At 60.0% G+C, this 24,956-nt stretch carries 21 protein-coding genes; 7 read left to right on the top strand and 14 right to left on the bottom strand.

Annotation, left to right across the window (positions count from 1 at the left end):
• Window positions 1-42: 42 nt before the first annotated feature.
• A complete protein-coding gene (locus ABIZ35_RS22690) occupies window positions 43-918 on the top strand; it encodes a LysR family transcriptional regulator (RefSeq protein WP_348222211.1) in 876 nt (291 codons plus the stop codon).
• Here ABIZ35_RS22690 and mgtE read toward each other — a convergent pair.
• The 7 genes from mgtE to ABIZ35_RS22655 form a co-directional block, all read right to left on the bottom strand.
• On the bottom strand, window positions 915-2,291 hold the full coding sequence (mgtE, locus tag ABIZ35_RS22685; protein ID WP_348222210.1) for a magnesium transporter: 1,377 nt from the start codon (window positions 2,289-2,291) through the stop codon (window positions 915-917). The two genes, ABIZ35_RS22690 and mgtE, sit on opposite strands and share 4 nt — an antisense overlap.
• A gap of 195 nt (window positions 2,292-2,486) precedes the next feature.
• Window positions 2,487-4,223: a PAS domain S-box protein gene (locus ABIZ35_RS22680; RefSeq protein ID WP_348222209.1), complete on the bottom strand. Its 1,737-nt coding sequence runs from the start codon at window positions 4,221-4,223 to the stop codon at window positions 2,487-2,489.
• Window positions 4,224-4,355: 132 nt separating this feature from the next.
• Window positions 4,356-6,398 carry a PAS domain S-box protein gene (locus ABIZ35_RS22675; protein WP_348222208.1) on the bottom strand — a complete coding sequence of 681 codons (2,043 nt, stop codon included), beginning with the start codon at window positions 6,396-6,398 and terminating at the stop codon, window positions 4,356-4,358.
• 361 nt (window positions 6,399-6,759) lie between these two features.
• On the bottom strand, window positions 6,760-7,518 hold the full coding sequence (locus ABIZ35_RS22670) for a metallophosphoesterase family protein (RefSeq protein ID WP_348222207.1): 759 nt from the start codon (window positions 7,516-7,518) through the stop codon (window positions 6,760-6,762).
• A gap of 11 nt (window positions 7,519-7,529) precedes the next feature.
• Window positions 7,530-8,303 carry an aquaporin gene (locus ABIZ35_RS22665; RefSeq protein WP_348222206.1) on the bottom strand — a complete coding sequence of 258 codons (774 nt, stop codon included), beginning with the start codon at window positions 8,301-8,303 and terminating at the stop codon, window positions 7,530-7,532.
• 33 nt (window positions 8,304-8,336) lie between these two features.
• Window positions 8,337-9,242: an arsenite methyltransferase gene (arsM, locus tag ABIZ35_RS22660; protein WP_348222205.1), complete on the bottom strand. Its 906-nt coding sequence runs from the start codon at window positions 9,240-9,242 to the stop codon at window positions 8,337-8,339.
• An 85-nt stretch (window positions 9,243-9,327) separates the two neighbouring features.
• Window positions 9,328-9,693 carry a metalloregulator ArsR/SmtB family transcription factor gene (locus ABIZ35_RS22655; protein WP_348222204.1) on the bottom strand — a complete coding sequence of 122 codons (366 nt, stop codon included), beginning with the start codon at window positions 9,691-9,693 and terminating at the stop codon, window positions 9,328-9,330.
• A gap of 156 nt (window positions 9,694-9,849) precedes the next feature.
• Between ABIZ35_RS22655 and ABIZ35_RS22650 the strand changes: the two genes are divergently transcribed.
• Both ABIZ35_RS22650 and ABIZ35_RS22645 read left to right on the top strand, forming a co-directional pair.
• Window positions 9,850-12,018 carry a heavy metal translocating P-type ATPase gene (locus ABIZ35_RS22650; RefSeq protein ID WP_348222203.1) on the top strand — a complete coding sequence of 723 codons (2,169 nt, stop codon included), beginning with the start codon at window positions 9,850-9,852 and terminating at the stop codon, window positions 12,016-12,018.
• Window positions 12,018-12,338 (top strand): metalloregulator ArsR/SmtB family transcription factor, encoded by a 321-nt coding sequence (locus tag ABIZ35_RS22645; RefSeq protein ID WP_348222202.1) that lies wholly within the window; start codon window positions 12,018-12,020, stop codon window positions 12,336-12,338. The genes ABIZ35_RS22650 and ABIZ35_RS22645 overlap by 1 nt, the downstream gene beginning before the upstream one ends.
• Window positions 12,339-12,389: 51 nt before the next feature.
• On the opposite strand, the gene ABIZ35_RS22640 is transcribed toward ABIZ35_RS22645, so the two are convergent.
• The 3 genes from ABIZ35_RS22640 to ABIZ35_RS22630 all read right to left on the bottom strand — a co-directional run bounded on the left by ABIZ35_RS22640 (window position 12,390) and on the right by ABIZ35_RS22630 (window position 16,346).
• Complete coding sequence (locus ABIZ35_RS22640; RefSeq protein WP_348222201.1) at window positions 12,390-13,853, bottom strand: chloride channel protein; 1,464 nt, start codon at window positions 13,851-13,853, stop codon at window positions 12,390-12,392.
• Window positions 13,850-14,206: a metalloregulator ArsR/SmtB family transcription factor gene (locus ABIZ35_RS22635; RefSeq protein WP_348222200.1), complete on the bottom strand. Its 357-nt coding sequence runs from the start codon at window positions 14,204-14,206 to the stop codon at window positions 13,850-13,852. The genes ABIZ35_RS22640 and ABIZ35_RS22635 overlap by 4 nt, the downstream gene beginning before the upstream one ends.
• A 136-nt stretch (window positions 14,207-14,342) precedes the next feature.
• Window positions 14,343-16,346 carry an ABC transporter ATP-binding protein gene (locus ABIZ35_RS22630; protein ID WP_348222199.1) on the bottom strand — a complete coding sequence of 668 codons (2,004 nt, stop codon included), beginning with the start codon at window positions 16,344-16,346 and terminating at the stop codon, window positions 14,343-14,345.
• 272 nt (window positions 16,347-16,618) lie between these two features.
• Between ABIZ35_RS22630 and ABIZ35_RS22625 the strand changes: the two genes are divergently transcribed.
• Complete coding sequence (locus ABIZ35_RS22625; protein ID WP_348222198.1) at window positions 16,619-17,683, top strand: LacI family DNA-binding transcriptional regulator; 1,065 nt, start codon at window positions 16,619-16,621, stop codon at window positions 17,681-17,683.
• Here the strand turns inward: ABIZ35_RS22625 and ABIZ35_RS22620 are convergent.
• The 4 genes from ABIZ35_RS22620 to yicI are packed head-to-tail and all read right to left on the bottom strand — an operon-like array spanning window position 17,673 to window position 23,164.
• Window positions 17,673-18,503 (bottom strand): carbohydrate ABC transporter permease, encoded by an 831-nt coding sequence (locus tag ABIZ35_RS22620; RefSeq protein WP_348222197.1) that lies wholly within the window; start codon window positions 18,501-18,503, stop codon window positions 17,673-17,675. The genes ABIZ35_RS22625 and ABIZ35_RS22620 overlap by 11 nt on opposite strands.
• Entirely contained in the window at window positions 18,500-19,456 is a 957-nt protein-coding gene (locus tag ABIZ35_RS22615; protein ID WP_348222196.1) for a sugar ABC transporter permease, read from the bottom strand. The genes ABIZ35_RS22620 and ABIZ35_RS22615 overlap by 4 nt, the downstream gene beginning before the upstream one ends.
• The gene (locus tag ABIZ35_RS22610) at window positions 19,453-20,817 is read right to left on the bottom strand and encodes an extracellular solute-binding protein (RefSeq protein ID WP_348222195.1); all 1,365 of its coding nucleotides are present in this window, start codon (window positions 20,815-20,817) and stop codon (window positions 19,453-19,455) included. The genes ABIZ35_RS22615 and ABIZ35_RS22610 overlap by 4 nt, the downstream gene beginning before the upstream one ends.
• Window positions 20,818-20,842: 25 nt before the next feature.
• Entirely contained in the window at window positions 20,843-23,164 is a 2,322-nt protein-coding gene (gene yicI / locus ABIZ35_RS22605) for an alpha-xylosidase (RefSeq protein WP_348222194.1), read from the bottom strand.
• Between the two features lie 209 nt (window positions 23,165-23,373).
• Between yicI and ABIZ35_RS22600 the strand changes: the two genes are divergently transcribed.
• From ABIZ35_RS22600 to ABIZ35_RS22590, 3 genes are all read left to right on the top strand, one after another.
• Window positions 23,374-24,237 (top strand): DUF1559 domain-containing protein, encoded by an 864-nt coding sequence (locus ABIZ35_RS22600; RefSeq protein ID WP_348222193.1) that lies wholly within the window; start codon window positions 23,374-23,376, stop codon window positions 24,235-24,237.
• 56 nt (window positions 24,238-24,293) lie between these two features.
• Window positions 24,294-24,557, top strand: a complete 264-nt coding sequence (locus tag ABIZ35_RS22595) for a hypothetical protein (protein ID WP_348222192.1) — start codon at window positions 24,294-24,296, stop codon at window positions 24,555-24,557.
• Between the two features lie 291 nt (window positions 24,558-24,848).
• Window positions 24,849-24,956, top strand: a 108-nt coding sequence (locus tag ABIZ35_RS22590; RefSeq protein ID WP_348220113.1) for a LacI family DNA-binding transcriptional regulator, incomplete at its 3' end; no start/stop codon positions are given.

Here is a 24,956-nt window from a genome sequence, read left to right as displayed (position 1 = left end):
AATGCAAAGACATGTTATTTATGGATCGCATAGATTAAAGTTATGAACATCAATCACCTGGCGATTTTTCACGCGGTGGCGCAGGAGGGCGGGATCGGGCGGGGGGCGGAGCGTCTGCATATCAGCCAGCCTGCCGTTTCCAAGCAGCTGCAAGAACTGGAGCGCAGCTTGGGGACGCCTTTGTTCGATCGCCTGCCGCGCGGCGTGCGTTTGACGGGGGCGGGAGTGATCCTGGCGGACTATGCGCGGCGCTTGTTCGCGCTGGAGGCCGAGGCGGAGGAGGCGCTGGCGGATCTGCGGGGACTGGAGCGCGGAACGCTTGCGGTGGGCGCGAGCATGACGATCGGCAGTTACCTGCTGCCGGAGGTGCTGGCGCGCTTTCACCGGCGCTATCCCGGCGTTGCGCTGAGCCTGGAAATCGCCAACACGGAGGATATCCAGCAGCGTCTTTTGGACGGCGCGCTGGACCTGGGTCTCACGGAAGGCTTTGCGGAAGAAGCGGATTTGGAGGCGGCGGTGTTTGCCCAGGACGCCATGGTCGTGATCGCGCCTCCGAATCATCCCATCCGCGCCGAAGGCCCGGTGCTTGCGGAGCGACTCTGTCGCGAGCCGTTTGTGGTCCGTGAAGAAGGATCGGGAACGCGCGCCGTGATCGCGCGCGCCTTCGCGGAGCGCGGCCTGACGATCCGCCCGGCGATGTCGCTGGGCAACATCGAAGCGATCAAGCGCGCCGTCGCGGCGGGGGTAGGGCTGGCGGTGGTGTCGTCGCTGACCATCGCGCTGGAACTAGAGACGCACCGCGTGGCGGTCGTCCCCGTCAGTGATTTCGCCTTCACGCGCCCGCTGCACCTTCTCACGCGCCGAGGACGCCACCAAAGCCGTGCGGCGAAGGCGCTGGTGGCGGAGCTAAGTACTTAATGCAGCCAGCGCAGCAGTGTGGAGGCAAGGCTGAGGAAGATGGTGATGCCGACAACATCTTGGAAAGCCGTTTCGAACGGACCGGCGGTGAGGGCAGGGTCGAAGCCGGCGCGTTTGGAAAGCAGGGGGACGACCGTGCCGACTACGCCGGCGATATTGACGGAGGCGAACATGCCCAGGAAGACGACAAAGCCGAAGGACCAGTGGTGGTCCCAAATGCCGCCGATGATCCCCAGAGTGCTCGCGCAGGCGGCGCCGAGGATGACGGTGGTCGCCATCTGCCGGGTGACGGCCTGCCGCCAGTTTTCCAGTTGGACTTGTCCTGAGGAGAGGCCGCGAATAATAATTGCCGCAGACTGAAGTCCTGTGTTGCCGCTGATGGCCGAGATGATCGGCATGAAAGACGCCAGAAGAATAAACTTGGTCAGGGTGGCGTCGAAGGCGTGAATGATCACGCCCGCGAACAGCTCGATAAAGAGGGTCGCCATCAGCCAGGGCATACGCAGAAGGGCGATTTGAACAGGGCTTTTGCGTTCCAGCTCCTCGGCGTCGGAGCCGACCGAGCGCAGGTAGTCCTCGTCGAACTCTTCGACTAGAACGTCGATGCTGTCGTCAATCGTCACGATGCCCAGCATCAGGCCGGTCTCGTCGGTTACGGGCAGGGTCAGCATGTCGTAGCGGGAGATCAGGATCGCTGCGTCCTGCTGCTCCTTCTCGGGGGAAATGCTGATCGGGTCAGGCGTCATGAACTCATGGATCGGCTGATCGGGGCCGGCGGTCAGAACGCGGCGGATCGGCGAAACGCCCATGAGTTTACGGCTCGGGTCGAGCACGTAGATATCATTTACCGTCTCCAGCGCATCGGCGTTTTCGCGCAGGTAAGCCAGCACCTGCGTCGCGCTTGTGGAGGGCGAGACCCAGGCGAACTTGTCCGTCATGAGACGGCCGGCAGAGTATTCGGGGTACGCAAGGAGGCGGCGCACTTCGGCGGCGTCCTCGGGGGCGCGCTTGCTCAGGTCGGCCAGCAGTGTTTCGGCCTGATCGGGGTTCGCTTCGGAGATGACTTCGGCGGCGTCATCCATCGGCAGATGGTCCAGCAGCTCGGCCATGCGGCCCGGCGGAGCGTTGCCGGTGAGGAATCGGACGGTTTCCGAATCGAGTTCATCCAAAACGTCGGCGGCGCGGGGATTGTCGAGCCAGTTGAAGACGGCGAGGGCTTCGGCGTTGGTCATCTCGGACATCGCCTGCACGATCTCCGCCGGGTGTCGTCCGGTCAGAGCGGCGGTCATTCGGACATCGCCGCCGGCCCCAAGAGGCTTGCTGAGAGCGGCTTTCAGGATGGCGCTGAGATTGCTTCGAGTTTGCTGGGACATGATGTTTCTCCTCGCGGCGAGCGCCAAAACGCGTCGTGAGAATGGCCGAAGAGGCGCGCTGGGAGCAGGCGCGTCACGGAGCCGCGTTCGATTTCCGCGGCGCGCCGCGGACGAAGCCCGAGTATTGTAACACAATTTCTCCTCGTTCGCGCCGATGTTCTCCGGCAGGAAAGAGGAATTGCGTCGTGGAGGAGCTTACAGAGTGAGCCAGCTGGGCAGGGGACGCTCAGCATACTGTTCCAGGGCGATCACGGTGCCGCCGGGACCGGTCAGAAGAGAGAGACGATCGATCGTCTCCAGCATCATTTTGAGGCCATGCCCGAGGGTCGCTTTCGTGCTGAATCCTCGCGCAAGGGTGGCCTGTGGAAGATTCTCAAGCGCGATCCCTGTTCCCTGATCCGTCACGCGTACCTGCACCGCGCCGTCCGCGCCGAGTCCTATCTGGGCCGTTCCTCCTCCGCCGTGGACGATTGCGTTCATCCCCGCCTCGCTCGCCGCCGTCATTAAGTCGTATTGTCGTTCGGAAACGAAGCCGGCCTGCCGCGCCGCATCCATGGTGGCGGCGCGCAGCTCGCGCAATCCCTCAGTGACGGTCAGCGCGATCGGATCGCCGACGGTTTCGATCATGACGGGAAGCTGCTCTTCGCCGCCGAGCAGGCACAGCTTTCCTTCGGTGACGCTGACCAGTACATCGCGCAGAAGGGTATGCTGGCGTTCGACGGCCGCCTCCAGCGCCGCCTCTGCCTGCTTGCGCTCCGAGATGTCGCGTACAAACGCCGTGAAGAGAGAGCGCCCAGGCAAATCGATTGGGAGGGCGGTCAGCTCGGCGGCGAACTCGCTGCCGTCCCGGCGCAGAGCCGGGACCTCAATGCGTTTGAACAGAGCAGGCCCTTCGCCGGTCTTGAGATAGTGCGCAATCCCGCGTGCGTGCGCGTCGCGCAGATACTCTGGAATAATCAAGCTGGAAAGGAGTTCTCCCAGCGCTTCCGAGCGGGAATAGCCGAATGTCTTTTCGGCGGCGGGGTTCCATTCCAGCACGCGCTCCTCTTCATCGATCGTGATCACGGCGTCGAGAGCGGCGTCCAGGATCGCGTCCTTGCGCATCTGGGTCTCACGTAAAACCTGCGCGCTGTGAATCCGGCTGGTGACATCCCGGCAGGCGTTGATCGCGCCGATCAAAGCACCGTCTTGATCCAGCAGCGCGGTGATACTGGTTTCCGTGTAAAGAGTGGAGCCGTTCTTGTGGACCAGAGGAATGTCGCCCCACCAGCGTCCATTGTGCTGGAGACCGTCGAGAATATCGGCGATCAGTGGGCCGCTGCTCACCGGCTGATGCAGGACATTGGCCGAATTGCCGATGATCTCCTCGCGTGGGTATCCGGTCAGGGCGACAAAGGCGTCGTTGACCTGAAGGATGACGCCATCGAGATTGGTAATGAGGAGGCAATCGGAAGTGTTTTCGAACGCGAGCGCGAGATGCCCGGTTTTTGTCTCCGCCGCGACTTGTTCGGTGATGTCGCGGACGACAACCGCGACGCCGATCACGCCCTGGGAGCTGGTCACGGGATAATATGAAACAAGGACGTGCCGCTGAGCATCTGTTATTGGGGCAGTGATGGGGGAGCGTCGCTCATCGAGCGTCGCCTCTCCCGCGAGAGCACGCTCCAGGATCGTTTTGCGCTCCGGCCATTGATCGGGGTGCACGGCGGTGGAGACGTGACGCCCTACGTATGTCTCCATCGCTAGGCCGTTGATTTCGCTGAGCCGGCGATTGACGCGGACATAACGGAGGTCCGTGTCGAGAAACACAAATCCGGCCGAATCATGCGTCAGAATCGTCTCCAGATAATCCAGAGACGCTTCCAGTCCGATCCGCTCGTCGATAGGGAAGATCTTCATTACCACGTCGTTGTGCCCCACGGTTTCAAACACGCCGTCGTATCATGCGATACTCGGTTTGAAAGTATTATAACCGAAGACTGGCTTGCAAGGGAAATCTTTGCGCCAAAAGCAAATTTTAATGCTATGAAGGCTTGTTTTGTATTTGCCCGCGATAAGGCAAACTTATTCTGAGTAATTCGTCACACGATTTCTTCCGCCCGATTTGGATCGATACAGAGCCTTGTCAGCCTGATCGATCAGATTGCACTCCACACGGCTTTTTTCACTGAGGGAAGCGACGCCAACACTGACCGTCACCAACCGCTTGCTCCATGCGGCCTGCTGAAACGCCTGACGTACGCGCTCGGCGATGCAGACTGCTCCGGCGGCGTCGGTCTGCGGGAGAAGCATAACGAACTCTTCTCCGCCGTAACGCGCCACCATATCGGTCTCACGAACATTCGTCAGCAGGAGCTTTGCGGACTGCCGCAGGACTTCGTCGCCTTCCGGATGACCGAAGGTGTCGTTGAACTGCTTAAAATGGTCCACATCGAGCATGACAACCGAGAGCGGCTGATGATGGCGCACCGCCAGATCCATTTCCAGAGACAGGCGCTCCTGGAAGGCGCGATGGTTCTTCAGCCCGGTCAAACCGTCCGTCGTCGCCAGCAGTGAGAGAGCGACGTTTGCTTCTTCCAGCTGCGCCTTCTGGTACTCAAGCACGATGGCGTAGTCCTTGATTTGCTGCTCGGCGCGTTTTCGTTCGGTCAGCTCATGCCAGTTCACCAGCATCACGGGGCGCTCACGCAAGGTGACCGGGGTCAGCGTCACTTCCACGGGAAACTCTTCGCCATTTCTTCGCTTGTGTGTCCACTCGAAGCGATGGCGCTTGCTTGCCCAGGCGACTTTATCGATCTCGATCCGTTTCTCCGATGAGCGGCGTCCGTCTGGCTGGAATTCGGGGGACATCAGCGCAGGATGAGAAGAAAGCATTTCCGCCTTGTCCGTGCAGCGGAACATTGTAACCGCAGCCTCGTTGCAGTCGATCAGCCCCGATTTGTCCCAGAACAAATGGCCGTCGCAGGAGTTCTCGAACAGCACGCGGGAGCGCTCCTCCGAGAGCATCCGCTCGGTGACATCCGTCACCGTGCCCGTCAGCCGAACGGTCTTTCCGTCTGGATCCGCGATGGCGGCGCCAGCGACGTGACGCCATTCCAGAGGGCCTTGCGCGGACGCCAGCCGGAGATCGACGGCGAACACAATTCCCTGCTCGATCGCCTGGGTCGACAGCGCGTCCAGCTTGATGGCGTCTTCTGGGTGGTAATGTGCGAGCATGCCCGGGTAATCCGGTTCTCCCTGCGCCGGATCGATGCCCATCAGACGGAACATTTCGCCGGACCACGTAATATCGCCGGTCACAAGATCATAATCCCAGCTCCCCATTTTCGCGACGCGCTGCGCCTCGATCAGCTTGGCCTCGCTCCGTCGCAGCGCATTCTCGGTTTCCTTGCGGATGGTGATGTCCTGAACCGCAGTCACACGGGCCAATTCGCCGCGCCATGGGATCTGGCGTCCACGCAGCTCGGCGCAGAATGTCGAGCCGTCCTTACGCTGACAGAGCGCCTCATAGGCGCCTTCTTCACCATTTCCGTTTTTTTGCGCGATGAGAGCTCGAGACTCGGGGGCGGCGAAGTCGCCTGCGCTTTTGCCGATAATTTCCTGCAGGCTGTCATAACCGAAGAGGGTGACAAACGCGGCGTTGGCGTCCACGATCAGCCCCTTTCGGCTGACGGCGATCCCTTCAAACGAGGCGTCGCTGAGACTTTTCAGACGCTCCTCGCTTTCCGCGAGCGCTTCCTTGGCGCGCCTTTTTTCGGTGATGTCACGGCAGACCGCGCAAATCCCGGTAGGCTTTCCGTCGTCGTCATAAATAACGGACAGGCTCAGTGAGACGTAGAAGCGTTCGCCGTTTTTGCGCACGCGCTCCACTTCTAGAGCTTCAATGCCTCCACGCGCGATGACCTCGCTCGCCAGATCGCCATGGAGTTCGTCGGAGCCCGGTGGGATCAGAATGTCGTGCGAGCGGCCGATCATCTCCTGGGCGCTATAGCCGTAGAGCTGTTCCGCCGCCGCGTTCCAGCTGGCGATGCCGCGCTGGAGATCGCAGCTGATGATGGCGACGCTGGAGGAGGCGACGATGGCTGCTGCGCGCGCTGCTTGATCCATATGCGGGCGCCTCTTTCTGCGCACCCGATAAAATGGCCGGAAGGGCGGGATAACCGCGCCGGCGTTCTCTGCGATTGTTTTCATGACCTGCAAGCATACGCCCGGTGAGCGGGCGAAATTCTCAATACTGATTTGGACCTTGGGAGCCATTCGCCAAGATTTGTTTGTCGTGTGTCTTCTCTCTAAATTATCGGTTTGGCGTTCTTTTTTCTCCAGCAGACGAGCGTCGTAAGAAGTGCATTTGCGTCTCCTCGCTGCGTTCGCCAAGAAGAAAATCTGTTACCGTTACGAGGTATTATTCCACGATTGCCTGTTGTGTTTGTATCGATCTCTTGTCATTATTTGATCTTGTGAGGAACTGTCAGGCTTCGTCGGGCGGCGTAACATTTCCCGCTGCGCGGAGATAATCCGCGAAGTACTGAGGCAGGCCCGCCGCGATCAAATGGGAGCACGCCAATTCCACGTTGTACTTCAGGCGGATCTGCTCGACACTCACTTGATCGCCGTCAACGGTCAGAACGCAGTAGCCCGCGCGTGGATCTCCATCTTTCGGACGACCGACGCTGCCGGTATTGACGAAATGGACGCCGCTGAGCTCGCGGTGGAACGGGACATGGGTGTGGCCAAAGACGATTACGTTGGCTTGCGCGTCGTCGCGCCCCCCAACGGTGAACTTGCTCAAATAGGAATCTGAACGGGTCTCGAAAAGATACTCCGTCGTCGAGGACGGAGAGCCGTGACAGAGCAGCACGTCCAAATCTTCCACTTTGAGACGAATCTGTCGCGGCAGTTCGCGAAGCCAGGTTTTATGCTCGTTGCTCGTGTGCTCACGGGTCCAGAAGAATGACACGTCGCTCATTTTGATATCGAACGGTTTGACGTAGTTGCAGCCGCAAGTCTCGTTCTCGAAGCCGACTCCCTCGTCGTAATTCCCCATGATCGTCGGGCAGCCCATGGATTGAATCAAATCCTGAACCTCGTTGGGCTGCGCCGCATAGCCGCCGATATCACCGAGGCAATAGACGCCGTCGTAATCGCCGTTTCGGATGTGCTCGGCAACGACCTCCATCGCGGGGAGATTTGCGTGAATGTCCGAAAATATCGCCAATCGTTTTGCCATAGCTTTGTCCCTTATTCGCCAATGATCGTGTGCTTAGCTGTGTATCCCGAGTCTATGTCGTCCTGCTCTTTGATCTCGGCCAGCGCGGCGTACAGGTCGTTGGGGGCGTTCTGTGCATGCTGCTCGCCCCCGCGCACGGCTTCGTAGAGCCGTGCGGCGATCAGAGCTCCAACGACGGGGCCGACGATGTAAACCCAATAGTGCGCGAGAGCTGGTCCATGGGAAAAGAGCGCCGGGCCGAGGGAGCGCGCTGGGTTCATTGACCCGCCTGTCAGCGGTCCGCCGATCCAGACATCGAACACTACGGTCAGGCCGATTGCTAGGCCCGGCACGGCGCCGTTAGCTCGCTTATCCGTGGCGACGGCGATGATGACCAGCATCAGGAAGAAGGTGAGCACGGCTTCTATTCCCAACGCCCGCAGCGATGATCCCACTGCTGGAACGTGGACGCCGTGGCCTGGGCCAAAGAGCAGCGCCGCCAGCGCCGCCGCCGCGATCCCTCCCCCGAACTCCGCGAGCAAATAGGGGGCGACGTATCGCCAGGGAAACCGCCCCGCCGAGGCGAACGCCAGGGTTACGGCGGGGTTGAAATGCGCCGCCGAGATATGGCCGAGCGCGTAGATCATCGCCAGCACCACAAGCCCCGAGACCCACGCCGCCGCCGCCAGGCTCGCGTCGCCTCCCGGGGCGTGTCCGGACGCGGACAGCGCGACCGGAGCGAAGACGATCCCAAACGTTCCGATAAATTCCGCCGCATAGCGGTTTCCCATACGATATTTGACCATTCCGTGGCTTTGGCTTCCTCTGGAGTTTCTTCGTTAATCGCCGGAGCAGCAGCTTGGGCCGCAGCACGAAGACGTGTCGGGTTTCGATGCGCGGATGAACGCGCCCATCACCTTGCCGTCCAGCGCTGCCTTTTGCTCTGCGGGGAGGGCGGCGATGTTCTCGGCGCTGCACGCCGTTCCTTCCAGATCGCTAAACAAATAGCGGCGTGTCGGCTCAATGCTCGCGTCCACAAACCCTGCGGCTTTCAGCCGCGTCAGATAATCATTGACTTCCAGCGCGCCGGCGACGCAGCCGACGTAGGATTCCATGTCGCCGCGCACGGCGTCGGGCAGGTCGCCCTCAACCACAACATCAGACACGGCAAAGCGTCCGCCGGGCTTCAGCACCCGGAACGCTTCCCGGAGCACCTGATCTTTGTCGGCCGAAAGGTTGATCACGCAGTTGGAGATAATCACATGAACGCTGGAATCGGGGAGGGGAATGCTTTCGATGTGACCCTTCATGAACGCCACGTTCTTCGCGCCGGCTTCGGCCTTGTTCTTTTCGGCCAGCGTCAGCATCTCGTCGGTCATATCGAGGCCGTAGGCAAAGCCGCTTGGCCCAACACGCCGCGCGGACAGCAGAACATCGATCCCGCCGCCGCTGCCAAGATCCAGCACGATTTCGCCTTCGGCCAGCTGCGCAAGGGCCGTTGGATTCCCGCAGCCCAGCGACGCCAGCAGTGCGGCCTCCGGGATCTGGCCCGCTTCGGTCCGGTCGTACAGATTGCCGGTAATCGCCTCGCCGCCGCAGCAAGAGTCTGACGCGCCGCCGCCAGCGTTTCCGCCGCAGCACGCCGCGCCCTGGCCGTTCAGCACCGTCAGCGCCGCCTCGCCGTACTTCTGGCGAACGATCTCACGAACGTCTTCTCGATCCGTCAATGTGATAATATCAGTCATAGTATTTCTTCTTTCGGATACATTACACGAAATATCGAACTGTTTTTGCGCGAAGCGCATTTTGAAGCTGCTGGGATCGTCTCCATCAGCAGCAGTCGGAATTGCCCACGCTGGGCGTCGTCCCAAAGTACTGGGCCAGCAGGTTGATGGCTTCTGGATTGACGCTGCAGATCATGTTCTTGCCGCGTCGCTCCATCGCGATCAGCCCCGCGAGGCGAAGCTCTTTCAAATGGAAGCTAATGGAAGACGTCACGCGCTCATTGCCCGTGACATGGCAGCAGATATCCCCCACGGTCGGCCCGACGAGCGGGCGCACGTCTCCGGATTCCTCCACCGCCACGGGAGCGCCGCAGGCGCGAAGGAACTCAAAAATGCGCAGGCGGGTCGGGTCGCCGAGCGCCTTGAACATCGCGGTGATGTCTAACTGGTTCATTTGCAGTGTGATCGACATAATATTAACATTTCTAGTATTGTCGAACTGATTATAACTGAGAAGCGATGAACTGTCAACCCTTTGATTGTAAATATTGACAAGGGAAGCTCACGGAGGCATAATACTTCCATCGCCATCGAATGTTTCGCGTCGTTCCACGCTAAGGTAAATACTTTGAAGCAATCTCGATACTATATCGACAATCTGTGCTGCCCTACTGAAGAGCAGATTATTCGAAACCGCCTGACGCCGATGAAGGGCGTGGAGCAGCTCAAATTCAATTTGATCGAGAGAGAGCTCACTGTCTCCCACACGATCGACGATGAACAGAGCATTGTTACGGCGTTAAACGCCATCGGCATGGGGGCGACGCCGCGCGCCGAGGGAGTTTCGCACACACATCCAGAAGCCAATCCGTCGGAAGGACGGGAGCGGCTGCTGCTTGGGCTGTCGGGCTTGCTGGCTCTGGGAGCCGAAGCGATGGTCTGGGCGGGAAATGCGGAGCGTTCGCCGTGGGTGATTGGCGTCGCCGTGCTTTCGCTTTTGCTTGGCGGACGGGAGACGCTGCGCAAGGGATGGGCGTCGGTGCGGACCTTTACGTTAAACATCAACTTCCTGATGACCGTCGCTATTCTGGGCGCCATGGCGATTGGACAATGGCCCGAGGCCGCCATGGTCACATTTCTCTTTGCTCTGGCGGAAAGAATCGAGGCGCAATCGCTGGATCGCGCCCGAGGCGCGATCCGCTCTCTGATGGAGCTTGCTCCCGAAACGGTGACTATCCAGGACGAGGCGGGGCGGTGGTCGGAAGTGGAAGCAAGCCTCGCGCGCGTCGGCCAATTGGCGCGCGTGCGCCCTGGCGAACGGATCCCTCTGGATGGGGACGTCACCGAAGGATACTCCAGCGTTAACCAGGCGCCGATCACCGGCGAAAGCGTTCCCGTGGAAAAGCGCGTCGGCGACGGCGTCTTCGCGGGTTCGGTGAATGAGCGCGGATCGTTCGTTTTTCGCATCACCGCCAACCGTGGAAACACCACGCTGGATCGGATCGTGCGTGCGGTGCAGGAAGCGCAAGGCGAGCGCGCCCCGACCCAAAGTTACGTGGAGCGTTTCGCGCGCTTTTATACGCCAGGCGTGGTCGTGCTGGCGCTTCTAGTCGCGATCGCTCCTACTTTGATCTGGCACGCATCGTTTTCCGTCTGGCTTTATCGCGCACTGGTGCTTCTGGTGATCGCCTGTCCCTGCGCGCTGGTGATTTCCACGCCCGTGACGATCGTCAGCGGGCTGGCGGCGGCGGCGAAGCAAGGCGTTCTCATCAAAGGGGGCGCTTATTTGGAGCAGGGCCGTCTGCTGCGCGCTGTGGCGCTGGATAAGACAGGCACGCTGACGCACGGCAAACCGACCGTGACGGATGTGTCGCCTTTGAATGGCGCCGATCCTAAGGCCGCGCTTCATTTGGCCGCCAGTTTGGACTCTCATTCCGAACATCCCATTGCCGCCGCCATTGCCGCCGCCATTGTCGCCTTCTGGACATCGTCGAACAATACTCCCACGCAAGAACTGCTCGCCGTCACGGAATTCGAGGCCCTCCCAGGGCGTGGCGTCCGTGGCGACATCCAGGGAAAAACGTATTACCTTGGGAACCAGCGTCTCGCGGAAGCAAATGGCGTTCGCGACCCATTCGTGATGGAGGCGCTGGAACGGATGGAGCGCGACGGCAAGACCGCCGTGGCGCTCTTTGTCGACGGCAAAGCGCTGGCGGTTTTTGGAGTGGCCGACACACTGCGCGATACCAGCGCGGAGGCGGTGCGGCAATTACGGTCTCTGGGAGTGACCACGATCCTTCTGACAGGCGACAATCAGACCACCGCCGCCGCCATCGCGCGCGCCGTGGGTATCACCGATGCGCGGGGGGGGATGCTTCCCGAAGACAAGCAATCGGCCATCCGCGAGTTAATCCAGAAATACGGCTCCGTGGGAATGGTGGGCGATGGGATCAACGATGCGCCCGCGCTCGCCCAGGCCACCATCGGCATGGCGATGGGCGCCGCAGGAACGGATACGGCCCTGGAAACGGCGGATGTCGCGCTGATGCGGGATGATCTCCGCAAGCTTCCCTTCTTCCTGCGACTGAGCCGACAAACGCACGCCATCCTGGTTCAGAATATCGCGATCGCCCTGGGGATCAAGATAATCTTTCTCACACTGGCGATGTTTGGGGAGGCGACGCTCTGGATGGCGGTGTTCGCCGATATGGGCGGCAGCCTGCTCGTCGTCATGAATGGGCTTCGCCTCGTACGATTTCGCGATCGCGACCAGAACAAAATCAGAATGGGTGTGTGATGGAAGAAATCATCTTGATCTTAAAGGCGCTGGCGGATCCCACGCGATTGGAAGTATTCCAGTGTATCCGAGGCTGTGGCGGCTCGGCAGGCTATGACATCGGCACGGGGATGTGTGATGGCGGTACCGAAGGCGGAGTGGCTGTGTGCGACGTGAAGTGCAAAGTGCCGTGTGCGCCCAGCACCCTCACGCACCACCTCAACGTTCTGCGTGATGCGGGGTTGATCGAAACGCAAAAACGTGGCCGCGTCGTCTACGCCTGCGTGCGCGCCGAAGCGATCCAGAAAATTGCGGCGTTCTTCGCCCCGGAAACCAAGTAAGTTGTGTGTTGGTGAAGCGGAGGGGGTTAGTCTGAGCCATGCTATTGTGCTTCACTTACCTTGTGGTGGTGACGTGCGGCGTTTGGTCTTCTTGCTCCGAGCCGTCGAATAATTGTGGAACCGAGCTGCGAGCGTCCCAGGACGAACACGCAGATGCTTGCGAGAGACGTCGCCGATGCGGCCGCCCAGCGGAACTTCCAATCCCGCGCTTTTGGAGAATCCGATGCGCTGGCTGGCGTATACACTGCGATGTCCTACGATCAAGTAGGCCGTGCAGGCGCACAGAGCGGCGTACACGCCGAGTGGCGCAGGAAGCAGTTCGATCCCCATGACCGACGCTGCGATCGGCGTGTTGGTCGCCGCAGCAAGTACAGCCACGAACCCAAACGCGGCGAAGACGCCCACGGGCAGTCCCAGATGCGCGGCGAGTGCGGCGCCCAGTGACGAGCCGATAAAGAAGAGTGGGGTGACAATCCCCCCGCTGCCGCCCGTTTCGAGCGTGATCGTGGTGGTCACGATTTTGATGGCGAACGCCGCCAGCGCGAGATGAGCCGTTCCGTTCATCGCGTCGTCGATCACGCCTGTGCCCAGTCCCGCATACTGTTCTCCGAACACACGGTACATCAGCGCCAGCATCACGCCGCCCATGGCGGCCACGGCGTAGGGATAATCGCGAAAGCGGCGCAGCGCGCTATCCGTACGGCGCAGCACGCCGATCATGACGCGGGCGGTCAAGCCAAAGATGACGCCGAACAAGAGCGAAAGCAGCACAAGGACGGCAGGGCTGAGGCGCCCCAAATCCTGATGCTGCATGGGGATAGGCGGAGCGACGCCGCAGACAAGGTGGGCCATAATGCCGGCGATAAGACATGGAAACAGCACGGGATATTCGATGCGCCCAAGATAAAGAACCTCGATTCCGAACAGCGCTCCCGAAACGGGAGTACCGAAAACCGCCGCGAAACCAGCCCCGATGCCGCAGATGACCAGCCTTCGTCGATCAGCGTCCGAGAGTCGCAGCAGATCGGCGAACCCGCTCGTGATCGCCGCACCGATCTGTGCGCATGGCCCTTCCTTGCCCACCGAACCGCCAAACGCCAGCGTCAGCACGGTTCCCAGCAGCTTTACGGGGGCCACGCTCAAGTCGATTCTCCCGCTTCGGGTATGAACGGCGGTAATCACCGCTTCCGTGCCGTGTCCTTTCGCCGATGGAGCAAAAGTGCGGATCAGCCATACGCAAAGCGGGAGCGCCAGCGGCAGAACGAAGTAGTAGTGGAATGCACCCGCATCCAGCAGGTGGGCATGAAACGTCGCCCATCCGAGCGCCGTAAGGAAGAGCTTTGTCCCAAGCCCCACGCATAGCCCTGCGATGGCTCCGAGCAACGCCCATTTGATGGTGCTGATGAACAATGCAGCATGCTCTGTATACCAGGAAAAAGATGTGTCGAGATCGTCGGATGCGGAGAGCTGCGGAGCGGATATCGATTCTATTTCGCCAAGGTCCATGTCGGTCATTGTGTCACTGTCTCCGGCGCCGTGAACCTCTCGGAGCCATCCTCCTCGATGTCTGTCGCGCCTTTCAAATTATGCACGGAGCAGAACTCTTCGATCAGGACAAGGATTTTTCCGATGCGTGGCCCGCGCACGGAGTAGATGCGAGAGGAGCGATGCGCTTCGACCTTAACGACACCCGCGCGGGCTAAAATCGCAAGGTGCTGAGAAGTACCCGATTGCGCGAGATCCAGAGCAGCGGCAACCTCATTTACGGACTTCGGTCCTTCGCAAAGAAACTCAGCGATCCGCAGTCGCGTCGGGTGTCCAAGAGCGGCGAATAGTGCGCTCGCCCTTTCCAATGTCTCGACTTCCATTACAATTCCTTTGATATCTGATAGATTTATAATATTATAATACCATAATATTTATTAGCCTTTGTGGACGCCACAAATCAAATGACGGCGCCGATGGGCAAAACCATCGGCGCCGTCACGTTACTGGACAAGCAAATTAGCGTGCATGTTCGGCATAAGGATCGCTGGCATCCGCTTCTTCCTTCAGAAAGTCTTTAGCGGCGTCGTGAGCGCTGAGGGCGTTCTCGAATTGTGCTTTGTAGAGATTGTAGTACAATCCGCCTTGCGCCAGCAGATCGGCGTGCTTGCCTTGCTCGACGATTCTGCCTTGATCCATGACGATGATAGAATCTGCATGCAATATCGTCGAGAGGCGGTGCGCGATGATCAGGGTCGTGCGTCCGACCATTAGGCGGTTCAGCGCCGTTTGGATCAGCTGCTCGCTCTCGCTGTCGAGGGCGGAGGTGGCTTCGTCGAGGATCAAGATGCGCGGGTCGCGTAAGAAGGCGCGGGTGATGGCGATGCGCTGCTTCTGTCCGCCGGAAAGCTTGGTCCCGCGCTCGCCGATCTCCGTATCGTAGCCGTCGGTTTGGTTTTCGATGAAGTCGTGCGCGTTGCCGGCGATGGCGGCTTCGACGATCGCGTCGTCGTCGGCGTCGGGGCGGCCATACAGAATATTATCCCGGATGCTTCCCGTAAAGAGAATATTGTCCTGGAGCACCATGCCGATGAATGAGCGGAACCAGCTCTTCTTGAAGTCCCGGATATCGCGGCCGTCCACGCGGATCGCGCCTTTGGTGACATCGTAAAGACGGGGGACTAACTGGATCAGAGTCGATTTGCCCGCGCCGGATGGGCCGACGAAGGCGACGACTTCGCCGGGTTCAATCGTCAGGCTGATATCTTTGAGAATGGGATTCTCATCGTATCCGAACCAGACGTGATCGAATTCGACCTTGCCCTGAATCCGGGGCAGGGTGATCGCGTTTTCCTTCTCCTTGACCTCCGGGCAGATATCGAAGATCTGGAAGATCCGCTCAATCGCGGCGCTGGCGTTGGAAATAACCGCCGCAAGGTCCGTGATGCGCTGGAGCGGCCCGTAGAACGTTCCTAAAAAGGCCCAGAACATCAACAGCGTGCCGGGCGTGAGCTTCCCGTGCAGGACTTCCAAGGCGCCAACCCAGACGACGATGACCGGGGCGATCGTCGTCAAAAGGTTCGACATCGCCATATTGAACGAGGCGAGGCGCACCGCCGTGACCTGGCGGGTGAGCAGAGAGCGGTGCAGCCGATGGAAGAGGCGCACTTCGCGCTTTTCCTGCGCGAAGGCCTGAACGACGGTGACGCCGCTCATCTTCTCCTGCACCTGCCCGGACATCTCCGACAGGCCCTCCTGAACGGCGTGGGACGCCTTACGGATCTGCTGGCCGAATAATCGCACGCTTATGATCCACAGCGGCAGCACGGCAAAGGCCGTGAGCGCCAGCTTGCGGTCCAGGGTCAGCAAAAATCCCCCCAGGATGATGATAGAGAGCGAGTCCATCCAGAGGTTGGTGCAGGCGTTACCGATAAAGTTTTGTGCGAGCGCGACGTCGCTGGTCAGGCGCGAAACGATGCTGCCCGAGCGCTCGCGCTGGAAGTACGACAGCGACAGTGATTGGATATGCTCGTAAAGGTCGTTGCGCAGCTTGAAGATGACGCGCTGGCCGCCGATCCCGGCGAAGTAGGCGCGGAAGAAAACAAGTACGCCCCAAAACGGCAGGAAGACGAGCAGCGATCCCAGCAGAGTTTGGATACGCGCGGCCTTCGAGGCGCCCATTCCGACCGTGTGGGCGAGGTACCAATCGAGCGCGCGGAACAGGACGTTGCTTTTCGCGGCGGACGCCGCGCCGGCGCCGCCATTGCCCAGAATATGGTCGAGGACATACCCGACCGTCGTCGGAATGAGATTGGGGACCAGATAAATCGTGACGCCGCAGAGCGAGGCGATCACGAAAAAGTGCGCGGATGGTTTGAGATAGGCCAGAAAGCGCAGCATCGCCTGCCGCTCTCGCTTCGGATCGCGCTCGATTTCATCGGCGCGCCGCGCGATTGCGTCCGCGATCGCATCCCGTTTCCTGGCCTTGCGTAAGTTCGGTGGTTTCCCGGCGGTGGACAGCATCGGACATGGCTCCTTCGTGTCGATCGTTTCGGACGTTTCACTACCCCATTTTATTCCAACTCGCGTGATAAATGGATTGTTCCCGGGATTCGTGAAAAATTGAACAAACTTAAGCGCAAAAAACGCTTCTTGCTTTCATTGCCGTTCGTTTACGGAGAGCGTCTTGTGAACTCCAGGTGGTATATTAATTCCGTGAGCTAGGTATTAATGTTGAGTGCGGGAGCTGTCCGCGCCGAAGGCTGAAGAAGTATATGGAGACGCATCGGAGACGGATGATTTTGGAAGGAAGCGAGAAGGCGGCCACGGGCGGCAAGCGGCGTTCAACGATCGGCGATGTCGCCGTGCGCGCCGCTGTGTCGCGCGCCACGGTTTCGAATTATTTGAATGATAAGGGGCGGATGAGCGCCGAGACGCGCGTGCGTATTCAGGCGGCCATGGACGAACTCCACTTTACGCCGAGCGCTCTGGTCCGCGCGATCCGCAAGCAGCGCACGCGCATCCTGGGCGTCTTTATCTTCGGCCTGAGCAGCCTGGATCAGAACATCGGCGTGGCTCTGACACCCCATCTTTTGGCGGGGATCAGCAAGGCCGGCGACGCCGCCGGCCACAACCTTCTGCTTTATACTGGATGGACCCAGACCGCCGACCGGCACTCAGCGCTGGAATATCTGGATGGGCACATCGATGGCTTGATCTGGGTGGCGCCGCCCCTGCATAATCCAACGCTGGAGCGTGTGGCCGAAGCCGGCCTGCCGGTAGTTGCGCTGCTGACGCGCCACGTGCCGGAGGGCGTCGGGTATGTGAATGTCGACAACGTCGGCGCGGTCGCGCAGATGGTGGGAATGCTGGCCGCGCAGGGCCATACGCGCATTGGCTATATTGGCTCCGTGCACGACTCGAATTTTGTTGACCGCCGCGATGGGTATCGTCAGGGCATGCGTGAGGCGGGGCTTCCCTGTGATCCGGACTTGGAAAAGATTGGCCTCGCAGCGGATGAGTTCTCCCAGCAGGCGGCGTCAGAGTGGCTGCTGCTGGACGAGCGTCCCACCGCCGTGATTGCGGGCGACGATACCTGGGCCGCCGCGACCGGCAGACAGTTCGAGCTCGCCGGCCTGCGGATTCCGGATGATATCTCCATCACCGGCGTCAACGACACCCCGGACGCCCAATCGATGTTTGGCGGCCTGACGACGATCCGTCAGCCATTTCGGGACATGGGCGAACTGGCGGTGGAGCGCCTGGTGGCGATGATCGAAGGCGCGCCGGTGGACGAGTGTCGGATCACCGTCACGGCGGAAATCGTGGCGCGGACTTCGACACGCGCGCTTACCCCTTGACTGCGCCCGCCGTCAGCCCCGCGACAAACTCCTTCTGGAGCAGTACAAAGAGCAGCACCACCGGCAGCACGCCCAGCAGCGTGCCGGCCATCAGCATGCCGTACTGAGTCTGGTAGAGACTTACCAGCTGATTGAGTCCGATCGGCAGCGTGAACAATTCTGCGTGGTGCAGGATGATCTGGGGCCACAGGAAGCTGTTCCAGGCCCCCATGAAACTGATCAGGCAGAACGCACCGATCATCGGGCGTGAAACCGGCATCACGATGTCCCAGTAGATCTGAAACTCCGAGCAGCCATCAATGCGCGCCGCCTGCAGAAGCTCGTCCGGAATCTGCTGGATCGACTGACGAAACAGAAATATTCCGAAGACGCTCACCGCTCCGGGCACGATCAGTCCCGCATAACTGTCCACCATTTTCATGTGGTAAAGCAGATCGTACTGCGGGGCCATCGTCAGTTGTCCGGGCAGCAGCAGGGTGGCGAGCATGATCCCCACGATGACATTCTTGCCCTTGAACTCATACTTGGCGAGCGCGAAGCCGGCGAGCGAGGAAAAGAACAGCTGCGCCATCACCGAGACACTGGTGACAAATACGCTGTTGACCAGATATCGCGCGAATGGGGACTTCGTAAAAAGATCGTGATACTGCGAAAGCGTGAAACGGCTGAGCGGCGGGAAGAACGTGTAGTGAAACATGTCGTCCGAACTTTTCAGCGTCGCCGCCACCAGCCAGACCAACGGGGTGAGCACGATCAGAGCAGCCGTCACCATCAGGATGATGATCGCCGTTCGCCCTAGCTGTACGGATTGAGAATTCATTTCGCCTCCCCCTTCCAGACGCCCGTCACACGCATCTGGACCAGACTGATCAGCAGCACTCCGATTGCGAGCGTCCAGCCCACTGCTGAGGCGTATCCCAGATCCCCCGTCACAAAACCATTATTATAAAGATACATGACGACTGTAAGACCGGCATTGTTGGGCCCGGCCGAGTTGCTCAGCATGGTGTAAGGCAGTTCAAACAGCTGGAACGAACCGATCGTGGTGGTCACAAGCACGAAGGTCGCCACCGGGCGGATGCCGGGCAGCGTCACCGCCAGGAACTGCCGCCACGGTCCGGCTCCGTCGATCATCGCGGCCTCATAAAGTTCCTTATCCACCGCCTGAAGCGCCGCCAGAAAGTAGATCATATTGAAGCCGACATAAAGCCACAGCGATGTCAGTACGATCGCCGGCATCACCAGCGCCGGGTTTGAGAGCCATTTGGTGTCCAGCGGCAGGCCGATGAGGGCGTGCAGCGCTTTGTTGAGCAGACCGTACTGGGGCGCCAGCAGGACCGAGAACAGCACGCCAACAAACACCTGTCCCAGCAAGTTGGGTGAGAAGAACGCCAAACGCAGGAAGGTGCGGCCGGGCAGCCAGCGCTGGTTGAGCAGGATCGCCAGCCCCAGCGCAAATGGAATCTGCAGCACGACCGACCAGAAGGCGAAGACAAGCGTGTTCCAGACGGCGGTATGGAAGTCTGGATCGGCGAACAGGAACTCAAAGTTCTTCAGGCCCACGAACACCTGGCTCTTCGGCCCATTCGTGGCGTAAAAGGCCAGGATCAAGCTGCGTATGATCGGCCAGACGCCAAACACGGCGAACAGGATCATAAACGGCGAGACAAACAAATACGGCGTGGCCTTATCGGAGAGAGGCCGCCGCCCGGGACGCGGCCCGCTTCCCGAAGCCGCCTGCGCCGCGGGACGGCCTGCGAGAATATTGCTCAATAGGGATTCCTTCCGGCCATGGCGCGGACCTGATCGGCGCGCAGCTTCAGTCGTGAGCGAACATAGCTTTCGAACTGGGCGTCGCCGTGGTCAACATAACCGTGGACATTGTAGTAGTGGACGCAGTCGATCAGCGCCTGGCTGAACTTGTCCGTCGCCGTCTGAATCACCGGGCTGCTATAGTGCGGCGGGACTTCGGGAGCGAGACGGATGTAGGATTCGCCGGTCTTCTCATTGCTCCAGTAGGCGCTGCGCTCATGGAAGGCCGGATCTGCCCAGAGATCTTTGACCGGCGGCAGGATGTTTGTCGCGCGGTATCGCTCGGCGACTTGCGTCTTGTCGAGAAGCAGGAACATCGCCAGCTTCCAGGCGAGATCCTGATGGTTGTTATGTTTGGTGAGTCCCACCATGGTGCCGCCCCAGGTGGTGGTTTGGGGGCCGTTGGGCGCGGCCAGCGGTACGGGCATAAGCCCCATCTTGCCCTTCATATGCGAGACATCGTTTTCGAAGGTTTTGGAGCGCCAGTCGGGGCAGATGTAGCAGAGCATATAGCCGTCTTCCACGGCCTTGGTCTGCACCTGCCCGAAGTAGCCGACGTTGCTGGCGATCTTGTGCGGCCCGGCGACGAGCGGGACGTACCAGCACATCGTCTGCACCGCGATCTCGTTGTCCATGATCACGCGGCCGTTTTCGTCGAAGTATCCGCCGCCGCGCTGGAACAGCAGCGGCTCCAGCACGGTGGCGTCGCTGTCGGACATCTCCATCATATAGCGCTTGTTCGGGATGGTCATCTTGCGGCCGACTTTGACGAAGTCATCCCAGGTTTTGATCTGAGACACATCCACGCCGGCCTTCTCGAAGATGTCCCGGCGATAAGCGAGCTGCACGGCGTGGACATCATGCGGGAGACCATAGATATGGCCCCGGTTCGTGTATGGCGAAAATCGCGCATGCACCATCCGATCCCAGAGCGGCGGCGCGCCGTCTGGTCCGGGCGCATGGATACGAGGACCGAGATCGACGAGGCCGATATCCTTGGTAGGCCCCCGAAAGAGCGTCCCCGACTGCCCAATCTCCATTTCGAAAATATCCGGTACGTCTAAGTCCGCAAGCATCGCCGCCTGCATGCGGGAAGATAGAGCGTTCAGCGACACCAGCTCCAGATCGACGGTGACGCCGGGGTTCTGGCGCTCGAACTCCGGGATCACCTTTTTGTACGAGTTATAGTGCGTGTTCGCATACGTCCAGTATGTGAGCGTGGCGTGATGTTTGGGCGCGGGCTGCAGGGATAGCCACGCGCCCGACGCCACGGCCAGCATCAGGATACTGAAGGCGGCTCTGCCGAATGGAAAGTATCTCATGGTGTTGTTTTGATCGCCGCTTAAACTAAATCGTCACGACGAGCGAGTTCTCGCCCGCCGCCGGCAGCGCCAGCGCGCCGCGCTCGCCGGTTTCGAACGAACCGCCGTCTACGGTCTCGATGTTTGTAATCCCCATCAGCCGCAGCCGCCAGTTCTGGGCGGCGCCGTCTATCGACGCCGTGATCTTGCGGCCGCTCTTTGTGACCGTGAGCGTCGCGCCCGTCTCTCCCGTGAGGGTGGGAACGGACACACGGACATTTGCTCCCTCGGACAATTCGTAGACCTGGAACTCCACGCCGGAAGCGAAGTCGTAGTCTGGACGCTCGTCATCCGCCCCGACGGGAATGATGGAGTTTGGACGGACGAAGAGCGGTAGGCTCAGGAAGCTGTGTTCTTCGCGGATCCACCGTGGCCCATCGATCGTACGGCCGGTCAGATATTCGCTCCAGCGGCCTTCGGGCAAATAATAGCTCACCGCGCCGTCCTGAGAGAAGACGGGGGCGATCAGCAGAGAGCCGCCGAGCAGATATTGGCGGTCGAGATACTCGCAGCCCGGATCGTCCGGGAACTCCAGCATCATGGCGCGCATCATGGGGACGCCTGTCTCATGCGCTTCGATGGCGGCGCTAAAGAGATAAGGCATCAGGCGGCACTTGAGCTTGGTGAAGAATCGAAGGACGTCCACGGCTTCGTCGTCATAGACCCACGGGACCCGGTAAGACGAGCTGCCGTGCAGGCGGCTGTGCGGCGAAAGCAAGCCGAAGGCGACCCATCGCTTGTAGATTTCGGCGGGCGGAGTTCCCTCGAAGCCGCCGATGTCGTGGCTCCAGAAGCCGAAGCCCGACAGGCAGAGTGAGAGGCCGCCGCGCAGGCTGGCGGCCATGGCTTCGAAATCGGAGGCGCAGTCGCCGCCCCAGTGGACCGGGAACTGCTGGCAGCCGGCCGTGGCGGAGCGAGCGAACAGGACCGCCTCGCCCTCGCCGCGCTCCTCGCGCAGTAAGTCAAAGACGGTTTTGTTGTAGAGATAAGCGTAATAGTTATGCATTGCCGACGGATCGGAGCCGTCATGATAAACGACATCGGTCGGGATGCGTTCGCCGAAGTCGGTCTTGAAGCAATCAACACCCTGGTTCAGCAGCGCGCGCAGCTTGTCCTGGAACCAGCGGCAGGCGTCCGGGTTCGTGAAATCGACGACCGCCATGCCCGGCTGCCACTGGTCGGTCTGCCAGACCGAACCGTCCGCGCGCTTCAGCAGATAGCCGCCCGCCTTGCCTTCGGCGAAGAGCGGGGAGCGCTGGGCGATATACGGGTTGATCCAGACGCAGATTTTCAGGCCGCGTTCTTTGAGACGCGCGAGCATCCCGGCGGGATCGGGGAAGACGCGAGTGTCCCACGCAAAGTCGCACCAGTGGAACTCGCGCATCCAGAAGCAGTCGAAGTGGAAGACGTGCAGGGGGATGTCGCGGTCGGCCATGCCCTGGATAAAACTGGTGACGGTCGCTTCGTCGTAGCTCGTGGTGAAGGAGGTCGTCAGCCACAGCCCAAACGACCACGCCGGCGGGAGCGCCGGGCGGCCCGTCAGCGCGGTATACTTCTCCAGGATCTCCTTAGGGCTGGGGCCGTAGATCACGAAATACTCCAGCGACTGGCCGGGAACGCTGAATTGAACGCGCGCAACTTTCTCGGAACCGATCTCAAACGAGACGTTTTCGGGCTGGTTGACGAAGACGCCGTAACCGCGATTGGTGATGTAGAACGGCACGTTCTTATACGCCTGATCGCTGCCCGCGCCGCCGTCCTTATTCCAGGTTTCCACGACCTGCCCGTTCTTGACAAACGAGGTGAACCGCTCGCCCAGACCGTACACGCACTCGCCGACGCCCAGCGAAAGCTGCTCGTGGATGTATGCGCCTTCGCCTTCGACCTCCGCCAGTCCAATGCCTTTATTTCCGCTGCTGGTGATGACCCGCCCATCCTCCGCGAGGAAGTCGAGCGCCCAGTCCGTGCGATTGATCCGCGCCGTCAAGGCGCCGCTGGTGAGGGAGGCGTACTGATCGTCGCTCCGCGCTGCCGCCTGCGCGCCTTCGTCCAGGGTGATGGGAAAGCGCAGAGCGTCTTCACACTCGCCGCTGTAGTGCGTTAGTCGCACTTGAATCACGTCGGCAATCGGCGAAGAAAGCCGCACGGTGATGAGAGGCCCTGTGAGCGTATCGCCTCGGTGGCGGATCTTATGAGCCGGAGCGTAAGCCGTGACGGACGTATCCGTCGTGTCGATATCGTACGCCTGCGCCGGGTGATAAGTCCGGACCCCTTCGCGTGTCATCCAGTTTCCATCGGTGAACTTCATAGTGGGACCATTATACTATTGGTCTGCGGCAAAAGCAAGGGTATTTTTACATGAATTATCGATAATTTTATTTTTGAATTAACGGTAATTTATTTCCAAAACCACTTGACTCGCTGATAATTCGGTGTTAGAATGATTTCACGTTCCCGGAAATTCATCATCCGGATCCGGTTTTTTCGGAGCTACGTTCGTAGGAGAAGGTAAATACCATGAACCGATCATCATTCATTTCTCGCAGCAAGCTCAAAGGCTTCACACTGATCGAGCTGCTCGTTGTTATTGCTATCATTGCAATTCTCGCCGCAATTCTCTTCCCGGTCTTCGCACAGGCTCGTGAAAAAGCGCGCCAGATCTCTTGCGCCTCCAACATGAAGCAGATCGGCCTTGGCGTCATGCAGTATGTCCAGGACTATGACGAGGCATTCCCCTTTGCCATTGACGACACCAACGGCAACCAGTGGAATTCCGGCCTGGTAAACCACTGGCAGGGTGCGATTGTTCCCTACATCAAGGCCAACGGCGTCTTCGCCTGCCCTGACGATCCGGGCGCTGGACAAGTAGTGTCCCCATCCCCAGGCTGGAGCATTGGCATCGCCTCCTCCTACGGCGCCAATGCCACTGTCGGGTATACCTTGGAAAATGGCTGGCAGTCGGCGCTTCAGGGCGTTTTTGGCATTACCAGCTGGAACTACGCGAATGGCCGTACGCCTACCCTAGCGCGTATGAACCGTCCTGCGGACACCATTATGATCGCGGAACAATACAACTCCGACCTCCTGAAGATAACTGGGAACACCATCGGCAACACGACCGCATTCGGTGGAAATGGCGTGTTCGTTGCCGACTGGTATAACGGAACTCCGGGCCAGAGCAGCAATCCAACAGCGGCATACCCGAAAGGGACCAATGAGTCCAATTCAACTCACCACGTTGGCAATACCATCTCGAACTATTTATTCGTCGATGGTCATGTCAAGGCCATGCGCCCCATTCAGACCAACCCGCAGCCACCGACGGGCTGGGACTCCAACGGGCATGCGCTGTCGAACATGTGGGACGCCACACGCCCGTAATCACACGACAGATCCGAAAGGCGGGAAAGCCCGCCTTTCGGTTACAGGAATTGAAGATGAATAGTAGTTTTCGGATCGTCTCCCTTGCAGCAGGGATTGCTTTGGTCGTTTTCGCTGGCGGCTGCTCCAGCAAGAGTGGGCCGAGCACGGATGACCTAGCGCAGCAGCGCAAAGACGTGCTTGGAACGCCTCCACCTCCCGGGGCCGCCGCGGACATGGCGGCAAAGATGCGCGCCCAAGGCATGGCAAATCAGCAGCAAGCCCAGCAGGCGGCCCAGCAGCAAGCCCAGCAGGCGGCCCAGCAGGGCGGCAAGCAGTGATTTGTCCCATCCCTATTCGGCTGGCGTCTGGAATGCCGGCCGAATAGGGATGTTTGGCGCTACGACTATTGACACCGTGGCGATGCGCCCAGCGGTGAACCGTAGCGGTTGAGATTAGAAACCGTCCAGACAGCTTACGATACGTTTCGCGACTGGCTCGGACCCGGAGACGTTGTTTTTAATTGGTGGATGCGTTAGAATGGAATTGCATGCGGTTGCTTATCTTTGCGGATTGGCATCGTAGGAACTTGCTGATACTGATGAATAAAGGGTGACGGCAGATATTATCTCATGAGACGTACCAACGCACCGACATTAAAAGACGTTGCCCGAGAGGCGGGAGTGGCCGCGATGACCGTGTCCGTGGTGCTGAATGGCGCCCGGTCGGGCACCCGCGTC

It is taken from the genome of Capsulimonas sp. (genome assembly GCF_039929585.1).
Taxonomy (GTDB): Bacteria; Armatimonadota; Armatimonadia; order Armatimonadales; family Capsulimonadaceae; genus Capsulimonas.
The sequence above is the reverse complement of the archived record's forward strand: the minus strand, read 5'-3'. Positions and strand labels throughout refer to the sequence as shown.